The 18,813-nt window shown below is 36.6% G+C and carries 20 protein-coding genes; 9 read left to right on the top strand and 11 right to left on the bottom strand.

What is annotated here, in order from left to right; translation table 11 throughout:
* Positions 1–43: 43 nt before the first annotated feature.
* The 8 genes from sucD to DET49_RS05430 all read right to left on the bottom strand — a co-directional run bounded on the left by sucD (position 44) and on the right by DET49_RS05430 (position 7,566).
* On the bottom strand, positions 44–919 hold the full coding sequence (gene sucD, locus DET49_RS05465; protein WP_133547093.1) for a succinate--CoA ligase subunit alpha: 876 nt from the start codon (positions 917–919) through the stop codon (positions 44–46).
* A gap of 140 nt (positions 920–1,059) precedes the next feature.
* Positions 1,060–1,455: a nuclear transport factor 2 family protein gene (locus tag DET49_RS05460; RefSeq protein WP_133547092.1), complete on the bottom strand. Its 396-nt coding sequence runs from the start codon at positions 1,453–1,455 to the stop codon at positions 1,060–1,062.
* Positions 1,456–1,460: 5 nt separating this feature from the next.
* Positions 1,461–2,390 (bottom strand): UDP-3-O-(3-hydroxymyristoyl)glucosamine N-acyltransferase, encoded by a 930-nt coding sequence (locus DET49_RS05455; RefSeq protein ID WP_133547091.1) that lies wholly within the window; start codon positions 2,388–2,390, stop codon positions 1,461–1,463.
* A gap of 135 nt (positions 2,391–2,525) precedes the next feature.
* Positions 2,526–3,092 carry an elongation factor P gene (efp, locus tag DET49_RS05450; RefSeq protein ID WP_133547090.1) on the bottom strand — a complete coding sequence of 189 codons (567 nt, stop codon included), beginning with the start codon at positions 3,090–3,092 and terminating at the stop codon, positions 2,526–2,528.
* A gap of 10 nt (positions 3,093–3,102) precedes the next feature.
* Entirely contained in the window at positions 3,103–3,888 is a 786-nt protein-coding gene (gene lpxA, locus DET49_RS05445; RefSeq protein WP_079734985.1) for an acyl-ACP--UDP-N-acetylglucosamine O-acyltransferase, read from the bottom strand.
* A 5-nt stretch (positions 3,889–3,893) separates the two neighbouring features.
* Positions 3,894–5,294, bottom strand: a complete 1,401-nt coding sequence (locus DET49_RS05440) for a bifunctional UDP-3-O-[3-hydroxymyristoyl] N-acetylglucosamine deacetylase/3-hydroxyacyl-ACP dehydratase (RefSeq protein ID WP_133547089.1) — start codon at positions 5,292–5,294, stop codon at positions 3,894–3,896.
* Positions 5,284–6,312, bottom strand: coding sequence for a UDP-3-O-(3-hydroxymyristoyl)glucosamine N-acyltransferase (lpxD, locus tag DET49_RS05435; RefSeq protein ID WP_133547088.1), 1,029 nt, complete (start codon positions 6,310–6,312; stop codon positions 5,284–5,286). Before lpxD ends, DET49_RS05440 begins: the two co-directional genes overlap by 11 nt.
* Positions 6,313–6,336: 24 nt before the next feature.
* A complete protein-coding gene (locus tag DET49_RS05430; protein WP_133547087.1) occupies positions 6,337–7,566 on the bottom strand; it encodes an HD domain-containing protein in 1,230 nt (409 codons plus the stop codon).
* 108 nt (positions 7,567–7,674) lie between these two features.
* Here DET49_RS05430 and DET49_RS05425 point away from each other — a divergent pair, with 108 nt between their 5' ends.
* The 6 genes from DET49_RS05425 (at position 7,675) to DET49_RS05405 (ending at position 12,367) form a co-directional block, all read left to right on the top strand.
* Entirely contained in the window at positions 7,675–9,225 is a 1,551-nt protein-coding gene (locus DET49_RS05425) for a PglZ domain-containing protein (protein ID WP_133547086.1), read from the top strand.
* An 84-nt stretch (positions 9,226–9,309) separates the two neighbouring features.
* A complete protein-coding gene (gene tsaE, locus DET49_RS05420; protein WP_133547085.1) occupies positions 9,310–9,714 on the top strand; it encodes a tRNA (adenosine(37)-N6)-threonylcarbamoyltransferase complex ATPase subunit type 1 TsaE in 405 nt (134 codons plus the stop codon).
* A 280-nt stretch (positions 9,715–9,994) separates the two neighbouring features.
* A complete protein-coding gene (locus tag DET49_RS18415) occupies positions 9,995–10,141 on the top strand; it encodes a hypothetical protein (RefSeq protein ID WP_166636546.1) in 147 nt (48 codons plus the stop codon).
* Positions 10,080–10,676 carry a hypothetical protein gene (locus DET49_RS05415; protein ID WP_133547084.1) on the top strand — a complete coding sequence of 199 codons (597 nt, stop codon included), beginning with the start codon at positions 10,080–10,082 and terminating at the stop codon, positions 10,674–10,676. The genes DET49_RS18415 and DET49_RS05415 overlap by 62 nt, the downstream gene beginning before the upstream one ends.
* A 59-nt stretch (positions 10,677–10,735) precedes the next feature.
* The gene (locus DET49_RS05410) at positions 10,736–11,935 is read left to right on the top strand and encodes an alanine dehydrogenase (RefSeq protein ID WP_133547083.1); all 1,200 of its coding nucleotides are present in this window, start codon (positions 10,736–10,738) and stop codon (positions 11,933–11,935) included.
* A 42-nt stretch (positions 11,936–11,977) separates the two neighbouring features.
* Complete coding sequence (locus tag DET49_RS05405; protein ID WP_133547082.1) at positions 11,978–12,367, top strand: DUF4258 domain-containing protein; 390 nt, start codon at positions 11,978–11,980, stop codon at positions 12,365–12,367.
* Between the two features lie 116 nt (positions 12,368–12,483).
* On the opposite strand, the gene bcp is transcribed toward DET49_RS05405, so the two are convergent.
* Entirely contained in the window at positions 12,484–12,939 is a 456-nt protein-coding gene (gene bcp, locus DET49_RS05400; RefSeq protein ID WP_133547081.1) for a thioredoxin-dependent thiol peroxidase, read from the bottom strand.
* Positions 12,940–13,057: 118 nt separating this feature from the next.
* Here bcp and DET49_RS05395 point away from each other — a divergent pair, with 118 nt between their 5' ends.
* On the top strand, positions 13,058–13,714 hold the full coding sequence (locus tag DET49_RS05395) for an endonuclease III domain-containing protein (RefSeq protein ID WP_133547080.1): 657 nt from the start codon (positions 13,058–13,060) through the stop codon (positions 13,712–13,714).
* A gap of 52 nt (positions 13,715–13,766) precedes the next feature.
* On the opposite strand, the gene DET49_RS18410 is transcribed toward DET49_RS05395, so the two are convergent.
* Together DET49_RS18410 and DET49_RS05390 are read right to left on the bottom strand one after the other, a co-directional pair.
* Complete coding sequence (locus DET49_RS18410; protein WP_166636545.1) at positions 13,767–13,919, bottom strand: hypothetical protein; 153 nt, start codon at positions 13,917–13,919, stop codon at positions 13,767–13,769.
* A gap of 59 nt (positions 13,920–13,978) precedes the next feature.
* Positions 13,979–14,563: an RNA polymerase sigma factor gene (locus tag DET49_RS05390; RefSeq protein ID WP_133547079.1), complete on the bottom strand. Its 585-nt coding sequence runs from the start codon at positions 14,561–14,563 to the stop codon at positions 13,979–13,981.
* Positions 14,564–14,797: 234 nt separating this feature from the next.
* On the opposite strand from DET49_RS05390, the gene uvrA reads away from it, so the two are divergent.
* Both uvrA and DET49_RS05380 read left to right on the top strand, forming a co-directional pair.
* Positions 14,798–17,584 carry an excinuclease ABC subunit UvrA gene (uvrA, locus tag DET49_RS05385; protein WP_133547242.1) on the top strand — a complete coding sequence of 929 codons (2,787 nt, stop codon included), beginning with the start codon at positions 14,798–14,800 and terminating at the stop codon, positions 17,582–17,584.
* Positions 17,585–17,763: 179 nt separating this feature from the next.
* A partial coding sequence (locus tag DET49_RS05380) for a hypothetical protein (protein WP_133547078.1) occupies positions 17,764–18,813 on the top strand: 1,050 nt, incomplete at its 3' end.

Genomic DNA, 18,813 nt, shown 5'->3' with positions numbered 1-18,813 from the left:
TCAGCGAACTTAAAACGTTACATTTTTATTTAGATTTTCACAATTAGCCTTTCATAACCTCAGCTACCTTTTTTCCAATTTCTGCTGGAGAATCAACGACATGAATTCCATTTTCTTTGAGAATAGCCTTCTTGGCCTGTGCTGTATCTTCGCTTCCACCCACAATAGCACCTGCGTGTCCCATAGTACGACCGGCTGGTGCAGTTTCTCCTGCAATAAAACCTACAACTGGCTTTCTGTTTCCATTTTCCTTAATCCAGGTTGCGGCATCTGCTTCAAGTTGACCGCCAATTTCACCAATCATCACAATACATTCGGTTTCATCATCGTTCATCAACAATTCTACGGCCTCTTTGGTAGTAGTCCCAATAATTGGATCTCCACCTATACCGATAGCCGTGGTGATCCCCAGACCTTGTTTCACAACCTGATCGGCAGCTTCGTAGGTCAAAGTTCCGGATTTTGATACAATACCTACTTTTCCCTTTTTGAAAACAAAACCTGGCATAATTCCCACCTTGGCTTCTCCGGGAGTAATAACACCAGGACAATTAGGACCTACCAAACGGCAATCCCTGTCTTTAATGTAATCATATGCTTTTACCATATCAGCAACTGGAATTCCTTCTGTAATGGTGATGATGACTTTAATTCCAGCATCCGCAGCTTCCATAATTGCATCAGCTGCAAAGGCTGGTGGTACAAAAATTATAGAAACATCGGCATCTGTCTTATCAACAGCTTCTGAAACCGTATTGAAAACCGGTTTGTTCAGATGTTTTTGACCTCCCTTTCCAGGAGTGACACCTCCAACTACGTTGGTTCCGTATTCTATCATCTGTTCTGCGTGAAATGTACCTTCGCTACCGGTAAATCCCTGAACTATTATTTTTGAATTTTTATTAACTAAAACGCTCATAAATTTTTTGATTTTTGCGATTACAAAAGTAGGTTTTTAAATATAAAACCTAAAGTTTTTGATGGGTTTATTAGGGCTAAAGTCTTAAAATTGAACTAAACTTTTAGCCTTGAAAAGATTTTAAGAAATAATTTCAGCCTTTAAGACCAGGGACTTTCATCGATTTCCTCACCAAGCTGTGAGATTTGTACACCTTTAAAGAGCTTATCGTCTTTTAATTCCCAAATAGCCAAAAAATGAGCAAGTGGCATTTCCTCATCCGGGTTTTCTATAGTCTTTACGTGATAAGTAAACTGAATAGCGATCTGGTTCCCTTCCTGAATTATTTTCTCAACTTCAGCCTTAAGCGATTCAAAGTTTTTAGCCATATCGTCCCTTAAGTGCTGGATTTCATTAAAATCCAATTTTTTAAGGCCGGTAGTACCATACCAGGTAAGGGTTACATTGGGATGTAAGTAATTGTCTAATGTATCGTTTTCCCCATTGAATAGGGAAGTATAAAAATTCTCAACAATATCTTTACTTTTTACGCCCATAGTATTTATTTTAATTTGTCCAGCAATTTAGGTAATTGCCTTAAAAGTGCCAACTCTTTTAATTTTGCTCTTGATTCCATAGCAGGATTCCCGGTGTAGATTTTATTGGCTTTGGTAGATTTAGTAATTCCTGCCTGGCCCATCAGGACCCCACCCTTCTCAACGGTTATTCCGCTTCGCATTCCTACCTGTCCCCAAACCGTAACTTCATCTTCAATAATCACACAACCGGCAATACCCACCTGGCTGGCAATAAGACATTTTCTACCAATGACAGTATCGTGACCAACCTGGATTAAATTATCTAGTTTCGTACCCTCTTTAATTCTTGTATCACCAGTCACGCCTTTATCTATAGTACAATTAGCACCAATTTCTACATTATTCTCAATTACTACACGTCCACCTGACTTTAACTTATCAAAACCTTTTTCTCGATTCTTGTAATAAAAGGCATCTCCACCTAAAACGGTGCCCGAATGAATTATTACATGATTTCCAATAACGGCATTATCATAAATACTTACGTTGGAATGAATCAGGCAATTACTGCCAATTCTTACATTATTCCCAATAAAAGTATTGGGCTGAATATGTGTGCCCTCCCCTATTTGTGCAGAGTCCGAAATAGATTTACCGGCTTTTTTAAAAGGTCTGAAATACTGGGTGAGTTTATTAAAATCTGAAAAGGGATCTTCCGAAATTAGTAGGGCTTTTCCTTGAGGACAATCAACTTGTTTATTGATTAGAATTACAGTCGCTGCAGAATTTAAGGCCTTATCATAATATTTTGGATGATCTACAAAAACGATATCACCTGGGGTTACCACGTGAATTTCATTCATTCCCAGTACAGGGAAATTGGCATCACCAATATATTCAGCATTAATAATAGTAGCAATTTGCTGCAGCGTATGTTCATTTGGAAATTTCATAAAACTAATCTTGTTAAGATCCCATCTTTGATAGATAAGTCATCCTGTATTTTTTTGCGGATGTTATTTATTCTCGTTTTTCCTACAGGCTGAAAATAAATAGCATCACGAACTCTGAACTTTTAAGCTCACAGCCTATTCTTTCATTCGTTCCTTATAGGTCCCCTTTTCGGTTTCTATTTTAATTTTATCCCCTTCATTGATAAATAACGGAACGTTTACTTCTGCACCTGTTTCGACCGTAGCAGGTTTAGTGGCATTTGTTGCAGTATTTCCTTTTACTCCGGGCTCGGTATGGGTGACTTCTAAAACGACACTTGCAGGCATCTCTACAGAAAGTGGTGCATTGTCTTCAGTATTGATTATTACAGTAACCACTTCGCCTTCCTTTAGAAGCTGTGGCTGATCTAAAACACTCTCAACCAATCGAATCTGTGTATAATCTTCAACATTCATAAAATGATAGAATTCTCCATCATTATACAAATACTGGAACTTATGAGTTTCCACACGCACATCCTCAATCTTATGTCCGGCAGAAAATGTATTTTCAATTACTTTTCCGGTAGTTACACTTTTTAGCTTGGTTCTGACAAAAGCAGGCCCTTTCCCAGGTTTAACGTGTAAAAATTCAGTTATTTTATAAATATCGTGGTTATAACGAATACATAATCCGTTTCTAATATCACTTGTACTAGCCATTTTTTAGGTTTTAATTTGAACTAAAGTATCCTTTCATGATACCTCGCTGTGAGTTTTTAATAAATTCTAAAATTTCGTCCCTCTCAGCCGTTGCCTGCATTTCTGCTTCAATTATGGCAACTGCCTGGGAATTATTATAATTTTTTTGATATAAAATTCTATAAATATCCTGTATCTCCCGAATTTTTTCTGTAGTAAACCCCCTTCGGCGTAAACCTATGGAATTTATACCCACATAAGAGAGCGGTTCTCTTCCTGCTTTCACAAAAGGCGGGACATCTTTTCTAACTAAAGACCCACCGGTGACAAAGGCGTGTCTTCCTATGCTACAAAATTGTTGAATGGCCGCCATTCCTGCAAGAATAACATAGTCCCCAACATTTATATGACCTGCAAGTGTACTATTATTGGAGAAAATACAGTTATCGCCCACAATACAATCATGAGCAATATGGCAGTAAGCCATTATCCAACAATTTTTTCCGATCACTGTTTTCATTCGGTCTGTAGTACCACGATTAATGGTTACGCACTCCCTAACGGTGGTATTATCTCCAATAACGGTTATGGTATCTTCATCATCAAACTTTTTATCCTGCGGGATAGCAGAAATAACGGCTCCCGGAAAAATACTACAATTCTTTCCAATTCGGGCACCTTCCATAATAGTTACGTTAGATCCTATCCAGGTTCCTTCTCCAATTACTACATTATTATGTATGGTAGTAAAAGGTTCAATCACTACATTCTTAGCAATTTTGGCTCCCGGATGTACGTAAGCTAAAGGCTGGTTCATATTTTTTATTTTGATTTTACAATTTGCGCCATGAGTATAGCTTCTGTAGCCAGTTTCCCATTGACATAAGCGTAACCCTGCATTTGGCAGATTCCACGTCTGATGGGCGCAAGTAATTCTAATTTGAATATTAAGGTGTCACCAGGTACAACCTGTTGTTTGAATCTTACATTATCAATTTTCATAAAATAAGTAAGATAGTTTTCAGGGTCCGGAACGGATTTTAAAGCAAGAATTCCTCCGGTTTGAGCCATAGCTTCTACCTGGAGTACGCCAGGCATTACCGGTTTCCCTGGAAAATGTCCCACAAAGAAGGGTTCATTCATAGTGACATTTTTCATACCGATTACACAAGTTTCTGTACAACTATAAATTTTGTCTACAAGCAGAAAGGGTGATCTATGAGGCAGAATATCCATGATGTCTGTAACGTCCATCAAGGGTTTTTGATCAAGGTCTATCTTGGGAACATTATTTCTTTTTTCAGCCTTGATTATTTTAGCCAGTTTTTTTGCAAATTGGGTGTTTACGTAATGGCCCGGCTTGTTAGCAATGACTTTTCCACGAATTCGGGTTCCTATCAAAGCCAGATCTCCAAGTACATCTAACAGTTTATGTCTTGCTGCTTCATTGGGATAATGTAAGGTGAGGTTATCAAGAATCCCGTTTTGTTTTACTGAAATATTATCACGATTAAAGGCAATTCGAAGTTTTTTAAAGGTTTCTTCGTTTATCTCTTTATCTACATATACGATAGCGTTATTTAAATCACCACCTTTTATTAAACCGTTATCCAGCAATGCTTCCAGTTCGTGTAAAAAACTGAAAGTTCTTGCATCTGAAATTTCGTCCTTGAACTGGGATAGATGAGAAATCGAGGCATTTTGTGTCCCTAGAACTTTTGTGCCAAAATCTACCATTGTTGTTACCTGGTATTGATCGGCAGGCATAACAATAATCTCGCTTCCGCTTTCATCGTCGTGATAAGAAATAACTTCCTCAACAATAAATTCTTCACGCTCTGCTTCCTGAGCTACAACTCCTGCTTTTTCAAGAGCCTCCACGAAAAATTTTGAGGAACCATCCATAATTGGAGGTTCAGAAGCATTTAATTCAATTAAAATGTTATCTATATCCAGGCCAACACAAGCAGCAAGCACATGCTCTGAAGTCTGAATTTTCACACCATTTTTTTCAAGATTGGTACCACGCTGTGTATTTACCACATAACTCACGTCAGCTTCAATCTCTGGTTCCCCTTCTAAATCTATTCTTTTAAATACATATCCAGAATTTTCCGGACCTGGTTTAAATGTGATCTTAACCTTTTGGCCGGTGTGCAGACCAACGCCATCAAGAGAAACCTCCTGATCGATAGTATGTTGTTTCGCTTTTTTATAAGCCATTTTTAATCTTTTTTTCTAGTTGATTAAGTGTATCTACGGTTTTAGGTAAGTTTTTAAAATGAACATAAGATTTTGCGAAATCTCCATAACCAAATGCGGGTGAACCCTGTAACATTTCATCGTTCTTTACATTTCTACCAATCCCGGATTGCGCCTGGATTTTCACTCGGTCTCCTATCTGTAAATGTCCTGCTATACCGGCCTGCCCACCAATAAGACAATTCTTACCAATTTTGGTAGAACCAGCTATTCCGGTCTGTGCAGCTATGGCGGTATTAGAACCAATTTCGACATTATGAGCGATCTGAATCTGATTATCCAGTTTCACCCCTTCCCTTATTATAGTGGAACCCAAGGTAGCCCGATCTATGGTGGTACCGGCTCCAATATCAACATTATCTTCGATAATCACATTTCCTATTTGCGGTACTTTGGTATATTTTCCATTCTCATCTGGACTAAAACCGAAACCATCAGCTCCTACTATTACACCACTATGTAGTACGCAATTACTGCCAATAACTGTTTCTGAATAAACTTTTACTCCGGGAAAAATGAGTACATCGTCCGCGATGCTAACATTATCTCCGATATATACATTGGGATAAATTTTTACATTATTCCCAATACTTACGTTCTCTCCTATATAAGCGAAAGCTCCCAAATAAAGATTTTCGCCAAATTTTGCTGAATCAGAAACAAAACTGGGTTGTTCAATTCCTTGCTTGTTTAACTTTATTTGGTTATAATATTCTAATAATTTTGAAAATGCCTTATAGGCATCTTTTACCTTTATTAAAGTAGTAGTTATAGGTTCTTCGGCTTTAAAATCACTATTTACAATAGTTATAGAAGCCTGAGTGGAATAGATATAGGAAGTATATTTAGGATTGCTTAAAAAGGTAAGGGAGCCTTTACCTCCTTCTTCAATTTTAGCTAATTCAGATACTTCGACCTCAGGATTACCCTCAATTTTTCCCTCGAGAATCTCTGCTATTTGTGCTGCTGTAAATTTCATTCTGGCAAAAGTAAAAAAAAAGCGTTAATGTTTGACCTTCGGGTAACACATATAATACTTGACCACAGTTTTTGAAAGCGCTTTCAAATTCAATTGGTCCGAAGCTTTGGCCACATCACTAATCTTTCCGTTCTTATGTAAAATATTAATACTATTGTTTTCACTCTTATAAGCGGTATTGGTCACTTCCCCGCTAAATACAAAATAATCAGCTTCTTTTGCTGAAATATTCTCCTTTTCCTGAAGAGCCAGGCTGTGTTTTTTAAGTTTTTCAGAAGAAGGTTTTTTCTTCTTGATTTTCACCTTTAAAAGTTCCCTATTGATAATCATATTACATAAATTTCGCAGCACAAAATCCTCATGGTCCTGCCACTCCTTCATAGCCGAAATAATATCGTAATCGTCTAATCGCGCAAAGACCGATAAGGTTTTTGAAGTAAAATTTTCCGGGCCAATTTTATTGTATAGAAAATATGAAAGCGACTTACTGGCATTAAGGGTTTCACCTTTTTCCACAAGTTCCTTTGCGCGCTTCAATACCCTTATTAAAAGCTGCTCGGCAACCAGGCTGGTTTTGTGTAAATATACCTGCCAGTACATAAGCCTTCTGGCCACCAAAAATTTCTCTACCGAATATATTCCCTTTTCTTCTATGACCAGGTCGTCATTGACCACATTAAGCATCGTAATTAGGCGTTCACTATTAATGTTTCCTTCTGCAGCCCCTGTGTAAAAACTATCGCGTTTTAAATAATCCAAACGGTCCATATCCAGTTGACTTGAAATTAATTGATTCAGAAACCTTCGGTTATAGGTACCTCGAAAAATTTTTAGCGCCAGCGTTAAACTTTGGTTAAAGTCTCGGTTCATTTCTTCCATAAAAAGCAACGAAATACTTTCATGATCAACGCCTTCTACAATGCTGTGTTCCATCGCATGCGAGAAAGGCCCATGGCCTATATCGTGCAATAGAATAGCAATTTGAAGGGCTTCTTCCTCGGCCTGGGAAATCATAACCCCTTTATGCCGAAGGATCTGCACTGCTTTCTGCATTAAATGCACACAGCCTATCGCATGATGAAATCGGGTATGATGTGCACCGGGATATACCAAATACGACATACCCATTTGCGATATTCGTCTGAGGCGTTGAAAGTAAGAATGCTCAATAATACTGAAGATCCGCTCACTGGGGATGGTAATAAATCCGTAAATTGGGTCGTTTAATATTTTGAGTTTATTAGTTGAAATCAAGCTTTGTAAGTATTAATTTACAACAAAGATACATATATAGACTTTGGAAGTTAAAAAAGCTATAATTAAGTTATAAAAAAACCGGAGTTCCGGTTAAAAGTATAAGATATGAATAAGATAAAAATCCTTTGGGTAGATGATGAAATAGATTTACTGAAACCACATATTTTGTTTTTGGAATCAAAAGATTATCAGGTTGTAACCTGCCAAAGTGGGACTGAAGCTTTGGAACAAATAGAAGAGGAAAGTTTTGATATTGTTTTTCTTGATGAAAATATGCCGGGGCTAACAGGTCTGGAAACTCTAGCAGAAATAAAGGAGAAGCTTGAAAACCTTCCTGTTGTAATGATCACAAAAAGCGAGGAGGAATATATCATGGAAGAAGCCATTGGCTCCAAGATAGCCGATTACCTTATAAAACCGGTAAATCCAAACCAGATCTTACTAAGTATCAAAAAGAATCTGGATCATTCTCGACTTATTTCTGAAAAAACCACTTCAAATTATCAGCAGGAATTCCGGAAAATCGCCATGGATCTTAGCCAGGTAAATACCTTTGAAGAATGGGCCGAGCTTTATCAGAAATTAATTTACTGGGAACTACAACTGGAAGGTCTGGAAGACAGCGGAATGTTTGAAATTCTGGAATCTCAGAAAAACGAAGCCAATACGCAGTTTTGTAAGTTTATCGATAAGAATTACCCCGCATGGTTTGAGAAAGATACGCAGGCACCAATAATGTCTCACACGATTTTTAAGCAAAGAGTTGTTCCGGAAATAACTAAGGAGCAACCCACCTTACTTGTTGTTGTTGATAATTTGAGATATGACCAGTGGAAAGCACTGGAACCGGTAATTGCCAATTATTATAAGAAAGAAAAGGAAGAACCTTACTATAGTATTTTACCTACAGCCACGCAGTATGCGCGTAACGCAATGTTCTCAGGACTTATGCCGAGCGAAATGGAAAACTTATTTCCTCAGTACTGGAAGAACGATACCGAGGAGGGTGGAAAAAACAATCATGAGGCTGAATTCTTAAACGAACAACTCAAAAGGCTAGGGAAAAATTTTAAGCATGAATATCACAAAATCACAAGTTTAAAAGCCGGAAAAAAACTGGCGGAAAACTTCAAAACACAAAAAGATAACGATCTGACCGTTGTAGTTTACAATTTTGTGGATATGCTTTCCCATTCCAAGACCGAAATGGAAGTAATCAAGGAATTAGCTTCCAACGATAAATCCTATAGATCTTTAACTTATAGTTGGTTTAAGAATTCCCCCCTACTTGATATTATTCAACAGGCGCGCCAACTCGGATTTAAATTAATCATCACTACCGATCACGGTACCATTAATGTAAAAAATCCTTCAAAGGTCATTGGGGACAAAAACACCAGCTTAAATTTGCGATATAAAACGGGAAAAAGCCTTACCTATGAAGAGAAGGATGTTTTGGCAGCTACAGATCCTAAGAGCATTCATTTGCCTAGTATCAATATGAGTAGCTCCTTTATCTTTGCAAAGGGGGATCTATTTTTTGCCTATCCTAATAATTTTAATCATTACGTAAGCTATTATCGTAATACCTATCAGCATGGCGGTGTTTCACTGGAAGAAATGATTATTCCCTTTGTAGTTATGAATCCAAAATAAGGATCTCGTGAGTTGATTAATAGATACTTATAGGGAATATTAAATTATTCCCTATCTTTGTTGTGCCTAAAATCTATTACCTATATGTCGATTACCTACAATTTAGCCCAAATTGATGAGGCTGCACAGTATATTATTGAACACGCTAAAAATAAAGTCTTATTATTTTATGGCGAGATGGGTGCTGGCAAAACTACCCTTATTAAAGCGTTAGTTCAAGCTTTAGGTAGCCAAGATAGAGTTTCAAGCCCCACATTTTCATTGGTTAATGAATATCACACTCCCCGGGAACCAATATATCATTTTGATTTTTACAGGCTGGAAGACCCAAATGAAGCCCTGGATATAGGAATTGAGGAATATTTTAATTCTCCCGGATGGATTTTAATAGAATGGCCACAGAAAATACAGGATTTCCTGCAGGAAAATTTTCAAAAAATTGAGATTTCTACGGAAAAGAAAAATATAAGGATGTTAAAGTTGTGTTAATGAAAACTTAAAGCTTTGCTTTTTTGGTCAAAATTTTTGTGTTAGTAGACTGATAGGTTTTAGTAAACAATAGAAAAGGAAAAGTAGTATTTAGAGATTTATTTGTTATTTTTAACCATTATTTTTTTAGCAGTGTAAAGTAAAAACTGTTAAAAAATAGCCATTTTTTTGCTTAAAAAAAGGTGCAAAAGTACGATTAATGTATTAATTTTTAGTGTTTTATATTTCTATAGGTTTGCTTCAGTAAACAAAACGAAATAACAATTAAAACATAAATATTATGAGACTTAAAGCAGTACTTTTCGCAGCAGCAATTTTTGGAGCAAGTTTTTTTGTAACTTCAACTTCGGATAACGATACCAGTAATGACCAAATTAAAGAACAAGCTGTCGACAAAAGACTCATCAAAATTCCTGCTGCTGGGTAGTATAATAGCGCTTAGCATAGCATTTTCACCCTATTTATTTTATTTATATGAAATTTTCCCAAGCGGTCCCGTTTGGGAAAATTCTTTTTTTACCTATGAGAGTAAATATTATGAAGATGTGATGACTGCCGCCTGGACTTATCTAGGTAAGCTTACCCCCCTACTATTACTATTCATATGGTTTTTTACATGCAAACATTGGTGGTATCACGTGATTCTTATTCCAATATCCATGTATTCTTATCAAATTATAGTTACTTTTTATCAGGATGTATATTCGGAAACTGCGTTTATAATGGATACAGACGGTTTAATCTATCTCGCGCCATTTTTTATAGTCATTCTTTCATTGGTTTATCTTATCCGAATCAAAATCTTTGACAGGGTTTATGGGATTGACCTGAGCGAAATCGATGAGACTGATGTTTCGGTCTTCTCCCCGATCTCTGAAACGGACCGCCGGGAATTAAAATCCTTCCAGGAAGAGGGGGAATATTGGGAACCTGCACAGGAGGAATACTATACCAGACTTTAACAATCGCTATTTTTAAAAATAATTGTAAATTCCCTTTTCTAAAGTTTTAGCAGTTAACTATGGGAAAACAGGTTTCGCCTTTCACCAAAGAGCAATTAATTCCGCAGGAAGAAACCCTCGAAATCTATAAGAACAAGGGGAAATTATTTATCGGTATCCCCAAAGAGACCTCTTATCAGGAAAAACGCATTTGTTTAAGTCCCGATGCAGTGGCGGCCATAACGGCCCACGGGCATCGTGTACTAATTGAATCCAATGCCGGGAAATGGGCGCGCTTCAGCGATAAAGATTATTCCAATGCCGGGGCTGAAATTACCAAAGACACTAAAAAAGTCTTTTCCTGTCCTACTATCCTAAAAATCGAACCGCCTTCAATAAAAGAATTGGATCTGATAAATCCGCAAACTATTTTAATTTCCGCCCTTCAGCTCAAAACCCAGTGCAAGGAGTATTTTCAGAAATTGGCTTCAAAAAGAATCACTGCATTAGGCTTTGAGTTTATTCGTGACGACGATGGGAGTTACCCTATAGTTAGAGCCTTGAGTGAGATAGCCGGTACTGCTTCTGTTTTAATCGCTTCCGAAATTATGAGCAATAATATTAACGGAAATGGTTTAATGTTTGGAAATATTAGTGGTGTTCCCCCTGTTGAAGTAGTTATTCTTGGCGCAGGAACTGTTGGTGAGTTTGCCGCAAGGGCTTCATTGGGCCTTGGAGCTAGTATAAAGGTTTTTGACAGTTCCCTTACCCGTCTTCGAAATATTCAAACAAATCTTAATCAAACATTTTATACTTCTACTATCCAGCCCAAAAACCTTAGTAAGGCTATAAAACGTTGCGATGTTCTCATTGGTGCGGTGCGTGGTAAAAATCGTTCCCCAGTGCTGATTACAGAAGATATGGTGACCAGTATGAAACGTGGCGCAGTCATTATAGATGTAAGTATAGATATGGGCGGTTGTATAGAGACCAGCGAGATCACTACCCATGACAAACCTATTTTTACCAAACATAATGTTTTACATTATTGCGTCCCTAATATCCCTTCAAGATATGCGCGCTCCTCTTCGCTTTCCATCAGTAACATTTTCACGCCATATCTCTTGCATATTGCTGAAGAGGGCGGTCTTGAAAACACTTTAAGATTTGATAAGGGTTTGCGAAATGGTTTGTACTTTTACCACGGAATTTTAACCAACAAATCTATAGCCGATTGGTTTGATCTATCTTATAGAGACATTAATTTGCTCATTTTTTAGATCAATTTTCAGCCAAATTCGCTTTTTCAAAATTAAAAAAAGATGAAACTAATTCATAGAATTGGATATTTCTCCGTGGGTCTGTTCTTCGGAATAATGCTTTTACTTTTCTTTTTAGGTGGAAAGAAAACTTCTTGTGATTATTCTCCCCAGGCAAGAGTCTTAAAAAACATCAGAATTAAAGAGCGAAAATTTTCTGACGCTGCTATTAGGTATTTTAAAGATAATAAATTGGATACCGCACTGGTTTCCCAAAGTTTGGAAAATGGTGATGTGGATTTCAGTCGCAGCAACACCGATAGAATCCCCTGTAATATTTACCTGGTTACCAAAGAAGTGAATTCAAGAAGTCTTGAACTTCAAATTGAGAATTGCGACAGCACAGCCACTATTCAAAAGGTAGTTTTAAAAAATAAAATTAATTATAATTGACTTTTTGGGTTTATATTGGTTTTAATCTTTAAATCAAATTGTCACCCTAAGCCTATAATAGAAGGTATTTCGAAATGCCCGAGTGACAATTTTAACTCAAGATCTTAACTCCAATTTTATTCGGAAAGGATTTGATCAGTATGTGCTTTGGTTTTCACCTTTTTGATGACTTCTTCGATTTCAGAATTTTCATTGATAATAAAGGTGGTTCGATGAATACCTTCATATTCTTTCCCCATAAATTTCTTCGGTCCCCAAACTCCATAAGCCTGGATCACTTCTTTATCTTCATCGGCTAACAGTGGAAAGGGAAATTCATACTTATTTTTAAAATTGCTTTGTTTTTTTTGGGTATCGGCGCTAACCCCTAAAATTGCATAACCCTTTTCCTGAAAACGTTCCCAATTATCCCTTAAGTTACATGCTTCTGCAGTACAGCCCGGTGTACTTGCCTTCGGATAAAAAAATAAAACCAGCTTTTTTCCTTTAAAATCGGAAAGATTCACTGTGTTCCCATCCTGGTCCTTTACTGAAAATTCCGGGGCTTTATCACCCGCTTTTAATGTTGTCATAATTCTTATTTTTGCATTTATCAATCCCTGGGCTAAAGCCAGAAGGATATAATTTAGGTTTAAAATTTCTAAATAAAATTAAGTAATTGATCTCACTGAATGAGTAAATTTAAACAATATGACCAAACAAGAAAAACTAAGGTTTGTAATTGATACTTTAGATGATATCTATCCGGAAATCCCTATTCCGTTAGATCATAAAGATCCATACACCTTATTGATTGCTGTCTTACTTTCCGCACAAAGTACTGATGTAAAAGTAAACCAGATTACTCCTAAATTGTTTGAAATTGCCGACAATCCAAAGGATATGATTAAACTTTCAGTAGATGAAATCAGAGAAATAATTAAACCCGTTGGCCTTTCTCCTATGAAATCTAAAGGTATTTATGGTTTGTCCCGAATTCTTTTGGATAAATATCAGGGAGAAGTTCCTGCCAGTTTTGAGGCCCTCGAAGCTTTGCCAGCGGTTGGTCATAAAACGGCCAGTGTTGTAATGGCACAGGCTTTTAATATCCCCGCATTTCCCGTTGACACGCATATACACCGCTTAATGTACCGATGGAATTTAAGCAGTGGCAAAAATGTATCACAAACCGAAAAGGATGCCAAGCGGTTATTTCCAAAAGAGCTTTGGAACAAACTTCATCTACAAATAATTTGGTACGGGCGACAGTATTCACCCGCCCGTGGCTGGAACCTTGAAAAAGATATAATAACAAGGGAAATTGGAAGAAAATCGGTTATCAACGATTATTATAAAAAGAAAAAATAACCTTAATAAAAAAGACCTGTAGGCTAATAAACAGGTCTTTTTTTACTGGATTCTAATTAAGAATGGCGTCAAAAGTAAATCCACGACATTTTACCACTCTTAAGGCTTTTGAGTAATTTAAAAGAAACTGTACAGTTTCTTTCCTGGCTTCCAAATCTTTCAACTGATCTTTTTTAGATAGTTTTTTAGTGTAAAGTTTCCTCATGAGATAATTTTTTGCGTTGGTTTCTTATACTAACGCTATCTTTTGAGGAATATTATAGATTAGTTTGTTAAAACCAGTTTATGTTTTTCAATTATCTTACGAAGGTTTATCAATGCGTAGCGCATTCTTCCTAAAGCTGTGTTGATGCTTACACCGGTGCGCTCAGATATTTCTTTGAAGCTCATATCTTTATAGATTCTCATAGTAAGTACTTCCAACTGATCTTCCGGTAATTCTTTAATAAGTTCCTTTACATCATTTTCAATTTGATCTTTTATGATCTGCGTTTCCACATTTAGATCAGAATCACTCAAAACAGAAAAAATATTAAAGTCACCACTATTATCAAATTTAGGCATACGCTTATTTCTTCTAAAATGATCAATTACTAGATTGTGAGCAATGCGCATCACCCAGGGAAGAAATTTACCTTCTTCATTATATTTCCCTCGTTTTAGGGTATTGATCACTTTAATAAAAGTATCCTGGAAAATATCTTCCGCAACATCTCTATCAAAAACCTTGGAAAAAATAAAACTATAAATTCGGTGGTGGTGTCTGTTAATTAGCTTGCTTAGTGCAGTCTCGTTTCCTTGCATGTACTCACGCACAAGTACGGCGTCTGTGATTTCAACGTTATTCATATCAGTTACTTTTGTTCAGGAGGGTTGGGGTTCCCGAGATTAGGTTATTTAGTTTCTAAAAGTAACTTTATGCTATAGGCAGGTGTTTGTTAAATATGAATGACCAAATATAGCAAGATAAATTTGACAAAAGCAAACAAAAGCTTAATTTTTTAACATTACAATAAGATTTTTATGGCTTTTTACACTGCTGCTTATTAAGTACCTTTGCATCCTTGAACTAGAAAAATGAGCATGAATATTGACGTTGCAGAGGTTAATCCTAAAGAGAATATAATTATAAAAGGTGCAAGACTGCATAACCTTAAAAATATAAATGTAGTTATCCCCAGGAATAAATTGGTGGTAATTACCGGACTTTCCGGATCCGGAAAGTCCACTTTAGCTTTTGATACACTTTATGCGGAAGGCCAGCGCCGTTATGTAGAAAGTCTTTCCTCCTATGCCCGACAGTTTTTAGGGCGATTGAACAAACCAAAAGTTGATTATATCAGAGGTATTGCTCCCGCTATAGCTATTGAGCAAAAAGTTAACTCCACAAACCCTCGATCAACCGTTGGTACTTCTACTGAAATATATGATTACCTCAAATTGCTTTTCGCCAGGATTGGACGGACGTATTCCCCTGTTTCAGGTAATGAAGTAAAAAGAGATCGGGTAAGCGATGTAATAAATCATGTAAAATCTTTTGAAGAGCGGGAAAAATTGTTGTTGCTCTCGCCAATCCATATCGAAGAAGGTAGAACCCTAACAGAAAAAATTAAAGTACTGGCTCAACAAGGTTATAGTCGTATCCAAGTTAAAGATCAGGTTCTCAGAATAGATGAGGCCGATCTGGATAAAATTCATCAGAAAGATACTCTTTTGGTAGTAGACAGGATTATTACTAAGGATGAGGAAGATTTTTACAATAGACTTGCGGATGCAACAGATGCAGCTTTTTTTGAAGGTAAAGGAGAACTTTATATCGAAAATTTAAAAACTGGGACGAAGAGACATTTTAGCAATAAATTCGAATTAGACGGAATTAGTTTCCTGGAGCCCAATGTACATCTTTTCAGTTTTAATAATCCTTATGGCGCCTGTCCTAAGTGTGAAGGATACGGGGATGTAATTGGAATAGACGAGGATTTAGTGGTTCCCAATACGGGTCTTTCAATATATGAAAATGCTATTTTTCCATGGCGAGGCGATAGTATGAGCTGGTACCGTGATCAATTGGTGAATAATTCACATAAATTTGATTTTCCTATTCATAAACCCTGGTTTCAACTCACCCAGGAGCAAAAGGAACTGGTTTGGAACGGAAACCAATATTTTGAAGGTTTAAATGATTTCTTTCAGTTTTTAGAGAGTAAAGCTTATAAAATACAAAATAGAGTAATGCTATCGCGCTACCGCGGAAAAACGCGTTGTACCACTTGTAAAGGGAAAAGATTACGTCCCGAGGCTGAATTTGTGAAACTTAACGGTCACAGCATCACAGACCTGGTAGGAAAACCTCTTGATAAAGTACGGGAGTTTTTTGCTCATATAGAACTAAATGAATATGATCAACAAATTGCAAAACGTCTTTTAACCGAAATCAACAATCGACTCAAATTTTTATCAGAAGTTGGACTGGATTATCTCACTTTAAACCGTAAATCCAATACCTTATCAGGTGGAGAATCCCAGCGAATTAATCTTGCAACCTCCCTTGGAAGTAGTCTGGTAGGCTCTATGTATATTTTGGATGAACCCTCCATTGGTTTACATCCGCGAGATACAGAGCGCTTAATAGGCGTGTTAAAAAACCTGCGGGATATTGGGAATACTGTAATTGTGGTGGAACACGATGAAGATATTATGAATGCAGCCGATGAGATTATTGATATTGGTCCAGAGGCAGGAACTCATGGGGGTGAAGTTGTAGCCACTGGCACCCTAAAAGAAATATTAAAATCAAACTCCCTAACCGCTCAATATTTAAACGGAAAAGAAGAAATCCCGGTTCCTAAAATACGCAGAAAAGCTTCAGGAGAAATACGAATATTGGGAGCGCGGGAACATAATCTTCAAAATATAGATGTTACGATTCCACTAAAAACCTTTACAGCGATAACGGGAGTTTCGGGAAGTGGGAAAAGTACTTTGGTAAAGAAAATCCTTTATCCTGCAATTCAAAAGAAAATTGGAGGTTATGGAGAAAAAGCCGGGCAATATACCGATATAGAAGGTGATTTTAAAAATCTTGGGAGCGTGGAATATATTGATCAAAATCCAATTGGTAGATCCTCCCGTTCCAACCCGGTAACCTATATTAAGGCCTACGATGACATCCGAAACTTATTTTCCGATCAAAAATTATCAAATATTCGAGGTTTCAAACCAAAACATTTCTCCTTCAATGTGGAAGGTGGACGCTGTGAAGTTTGTAAAGGTGAAGGGGAGGTTACTATAGAAATGCAGTTTATGGCCGATGTCCACCTGGAATGTGAAGCTTGTAATGGCAAGCGTTTTCAAAAAGATGTACTGGAAGTCCAGTTTGAAGGCAAGAACATTGACGATGTCTTAAACATGACTATAGATGATGCCACCAGCTTTTTTGCTGAACATAAGTTGGATAAAATCGTGAGAAAACTAAAACCTTTGCAGGACGTTGGTTTAGGCTATGTTCAATTAGGGCAAAGTTCCTCTACTCTTTCAGGTGGGGAAGCACAGCGAATAAAATTAGCTTCGTTTCTTGTAAAAGGCGCTACTAAAGAAAAAGCTTTATTCATCTTTGATGAACCGACTACAGGACTTCATTTTCACGATATAAAAAAATTACTAAAATCTTTTAATGCCCTTATTGAAAAGGGACACAGTATAGTGGTTATAGAACACAATATGGATCTGGTTAAATGCGCAGATTATATTATTGACATTGGTCCGGGTGGAGGTATAAATGGTGGAAAAATTGTAGCCCAGGGAACCCCTGAAGAACTTGTTAAATCTAAAAAATCTTTCACAGGAAATTATCTGAAGGAAAAACTATAGATTTTGAAAAAATCAACCAATATTAATATTCTTTACAGACTTTATATTTAAAGCTTAGTTATTAAATAAAAATCTTTAAGAACAGGCTTTTTTTAGAGCTTTTATATTTTGGCACGTAGTTTGTATTTTATGTTTTGATTCTATTATTGAATCTGGTTAAAAACACTAAAATGCAACTTATGAAAAATATCGCCTTTTTATTTAGCTTTTTATTCATTGGTATTTCCGCAATGGAAGCTTCAGAAGCTAATTCCCGATCTGTTTACAAAGACGCTTTTATCTTTGTTGAGAATGGTGTTGAGTTTGCCGTTTATCCAAATGGAGAATTTGATTTCTATTATAATCCTGAATTCCGAAGAACCCAGGTTTTGAATATCTCCACTCCAAATATGAATATTAGCTATAATGCAGGTTATAATTATGATGCCTACATTCAATATGATGATTATGGTGCGGTGATTCAAATTGAAAGTGTTCCGGTTTATTATGATTACTATGGTAGAATTATTAGAGCCGGAAATGTCGATATAAATTATAACCGTTATGGACGTATTGCAAGAGTTGGAAATTTATATATTCATTACAATCGTTTTAACCGAATAACCAATTATACTGGTTTTATAAATCATTTTAACTATAGATACGCTTACAGGCCATGGCACCAATATTATACAAGACCCCATAGAAATGTAAGTATTGTATATGGACAGCCTTATAGAGCATATTATCAGCCAAACAGGCTTACTTATGTACAGCACGTAAACTATTTTAACAATCATTATTCTAATAATGTAAATCAAAATTTTTACAGACCTAATCAAACCGTTGTTTCCTATAATAAAGGAAGAAGAACTTCTGGAATGCGGGATTTAAAGGAAATTAGGTCTAATCAGGGCCAGGTAGCTTCCAATGACTATAATATAAGAAGTAATCGTAATTCTGAAAGGTCTAGTAAAGTGTCCAACAGAAGCAGAACAATTCAGTCCGAAAGAAAAAGCAGTAATAATTCCCGCCGAAATTCGATGAGCTCGTCCAGAAGTATGTCTTTAGATGAAGCTGCAGGAACCAGAGAAAATTATGCCGGGAATCAGATCAGAAACAATAGAAGCAGAACAAGCGGAAACACTGCATCAAGAAACAGGTCCTTTGATTCAGAAGTAAATTCATCTCGGAGAAGTTCTCAAACAATAAATAGTGGTCCATCCAGCCATAATACTAGGCTAAGAACC

Origin of the sequence: Salegentibacter sp. 24 (genome assembly GCF_004362395.1) — a bacterium.
GTDB lineage: Bacteria > Bacteroidota > Bacteroidia > Flavobacteriales > Flavobacteriaceae > Salegentibacter.
This window is presented reverse-complemented; position numbering and strand designations above follow the sequence as displayed.

Excerpts from the sequence above, each read along its gene's own strand:
- DET49_RS05405 (WP_133547082.1), top strand. The coding sequence starts at position 11,978 with ATGAAACTAATTCATAGAATTGGATATTTCTCCGTGGGTCTGTTCTTC.
- uvrA (WP_133547242.1), top strand. The coding sequence starts at position 14,798 with ATGAATATTGACGTTGCAGAGGTTAATCCTAAAGAGAATATAATTATA.
- lpxD (WP_133547088.1), bottom strand. The coding sequence starts at position 6,312 with ATGAAATTTACAGCAGCACAAATAGCAGAGATTCTCGAGGGAAAAATT.
- DET49_RS18415 (WP_166636546.1), top strand. The coding sequence starts at position 9,995 with ATGAGACTTAAAGCAGTACTTTTCGCAGCAGCAATTTTTGGAGCAAGT.
- DET49_RS05415 (WP_133547084.1), top strand. The coding sequence starts at position 10,080 with ATGACCAAATTAAAGAACAAGCTGTCGACAAAAGACTCATCAAAATTC.
- sucD (WP_133547093.1), bottom strand. The coding sequence starts at position 919 with ATGAGCGTTTTAGTTAATAAAAATTCAAAAATAATAGTTCAGGGATTT.
- tsaE (WP_133547085.1), top strand. The coding sequence starts at position 9,310 with ATGTCGATTACCTACAATTTAGCCCAAATTGATGAGGCTGCACAGTAT.
- DET49_RS05455 (WP_133547091.1), bottom strand. The coding sequence starts at position 2,390 with ATGAAATTTCCAAATGAACATACGCTGCAGCAAATTGCTACTATTATT.
- DET49_RS05460 (WP_133547092.1), bottom strand. The coding sequence starts at position 1,455 with ATGGGCGTAAAAAGTAAAGATATTGTTGAGAATTTTTATACTTCCCTA.
- bcp (WP_133547081.1), bottom strand. The coding sequence starts at position 12,939 with ATGACAACATTAAAAGCGGGTGATAAAGCCCCGGAATTTTCAGTAAAG.
- lpxA (WP_079734985.1), bottom strand. The coding sequence starts at position 3,888 with ATGAACCAGCCTTTAGCTTACGTACATCCGGGAGCCAAAATTGCTAAG.
- DET49_RS18410 (WP_166636545.1), bottom strand. The coding sequence starts at position 13,919 with ATGAGGAAACTTTACACTAAAAAACTATCTAAAAAAGATCAGTTGAAA.
- DET49_RS05425 (WP_133547086.1), top strand. The coding sequence starts at position 7,675 with ATGAATAAGATAAAAATCCTTTGGGTAGATGATGAAATAGATTTACTG.
- efp (WP_133547090.1), bottom strand. The coding sequence starts at position 3,092 with ATGGCTAGTACAAGTGATATTAGAAACGGATTATGTATTCGTTATAAC.
- DET49_RS05390 (WP_133547079.1), bottom strand. The coding sequence starts at position 14,563 with ATGAATAACGTTGAAATCACAGACGCCGTACTTGTGCGTGAGTACATG.
- DET49_RS05395 (WP_133547080.1), top strand. The coding sequence starts at position 13,058 with ATGACCAAACAAGAAAAACTAAGGTTTGTAATTGATACTTTAGATGAT.
- DET49_RS05410 (WP_133547083.1), top strand. The coding sequence starts at position 10,736 with ATGGGAAAACAGGTTTCGCCTTTCACCAAAGAGCAATTAATTCCGCAG.
- DET49_RS05440 (WP_133547089.1), bottom strand. The coding sequence starts at position 5,294 with ATGGCTTATAAAAAAGCGAAACAACATACTATCGATCAGGAGGTTTCT.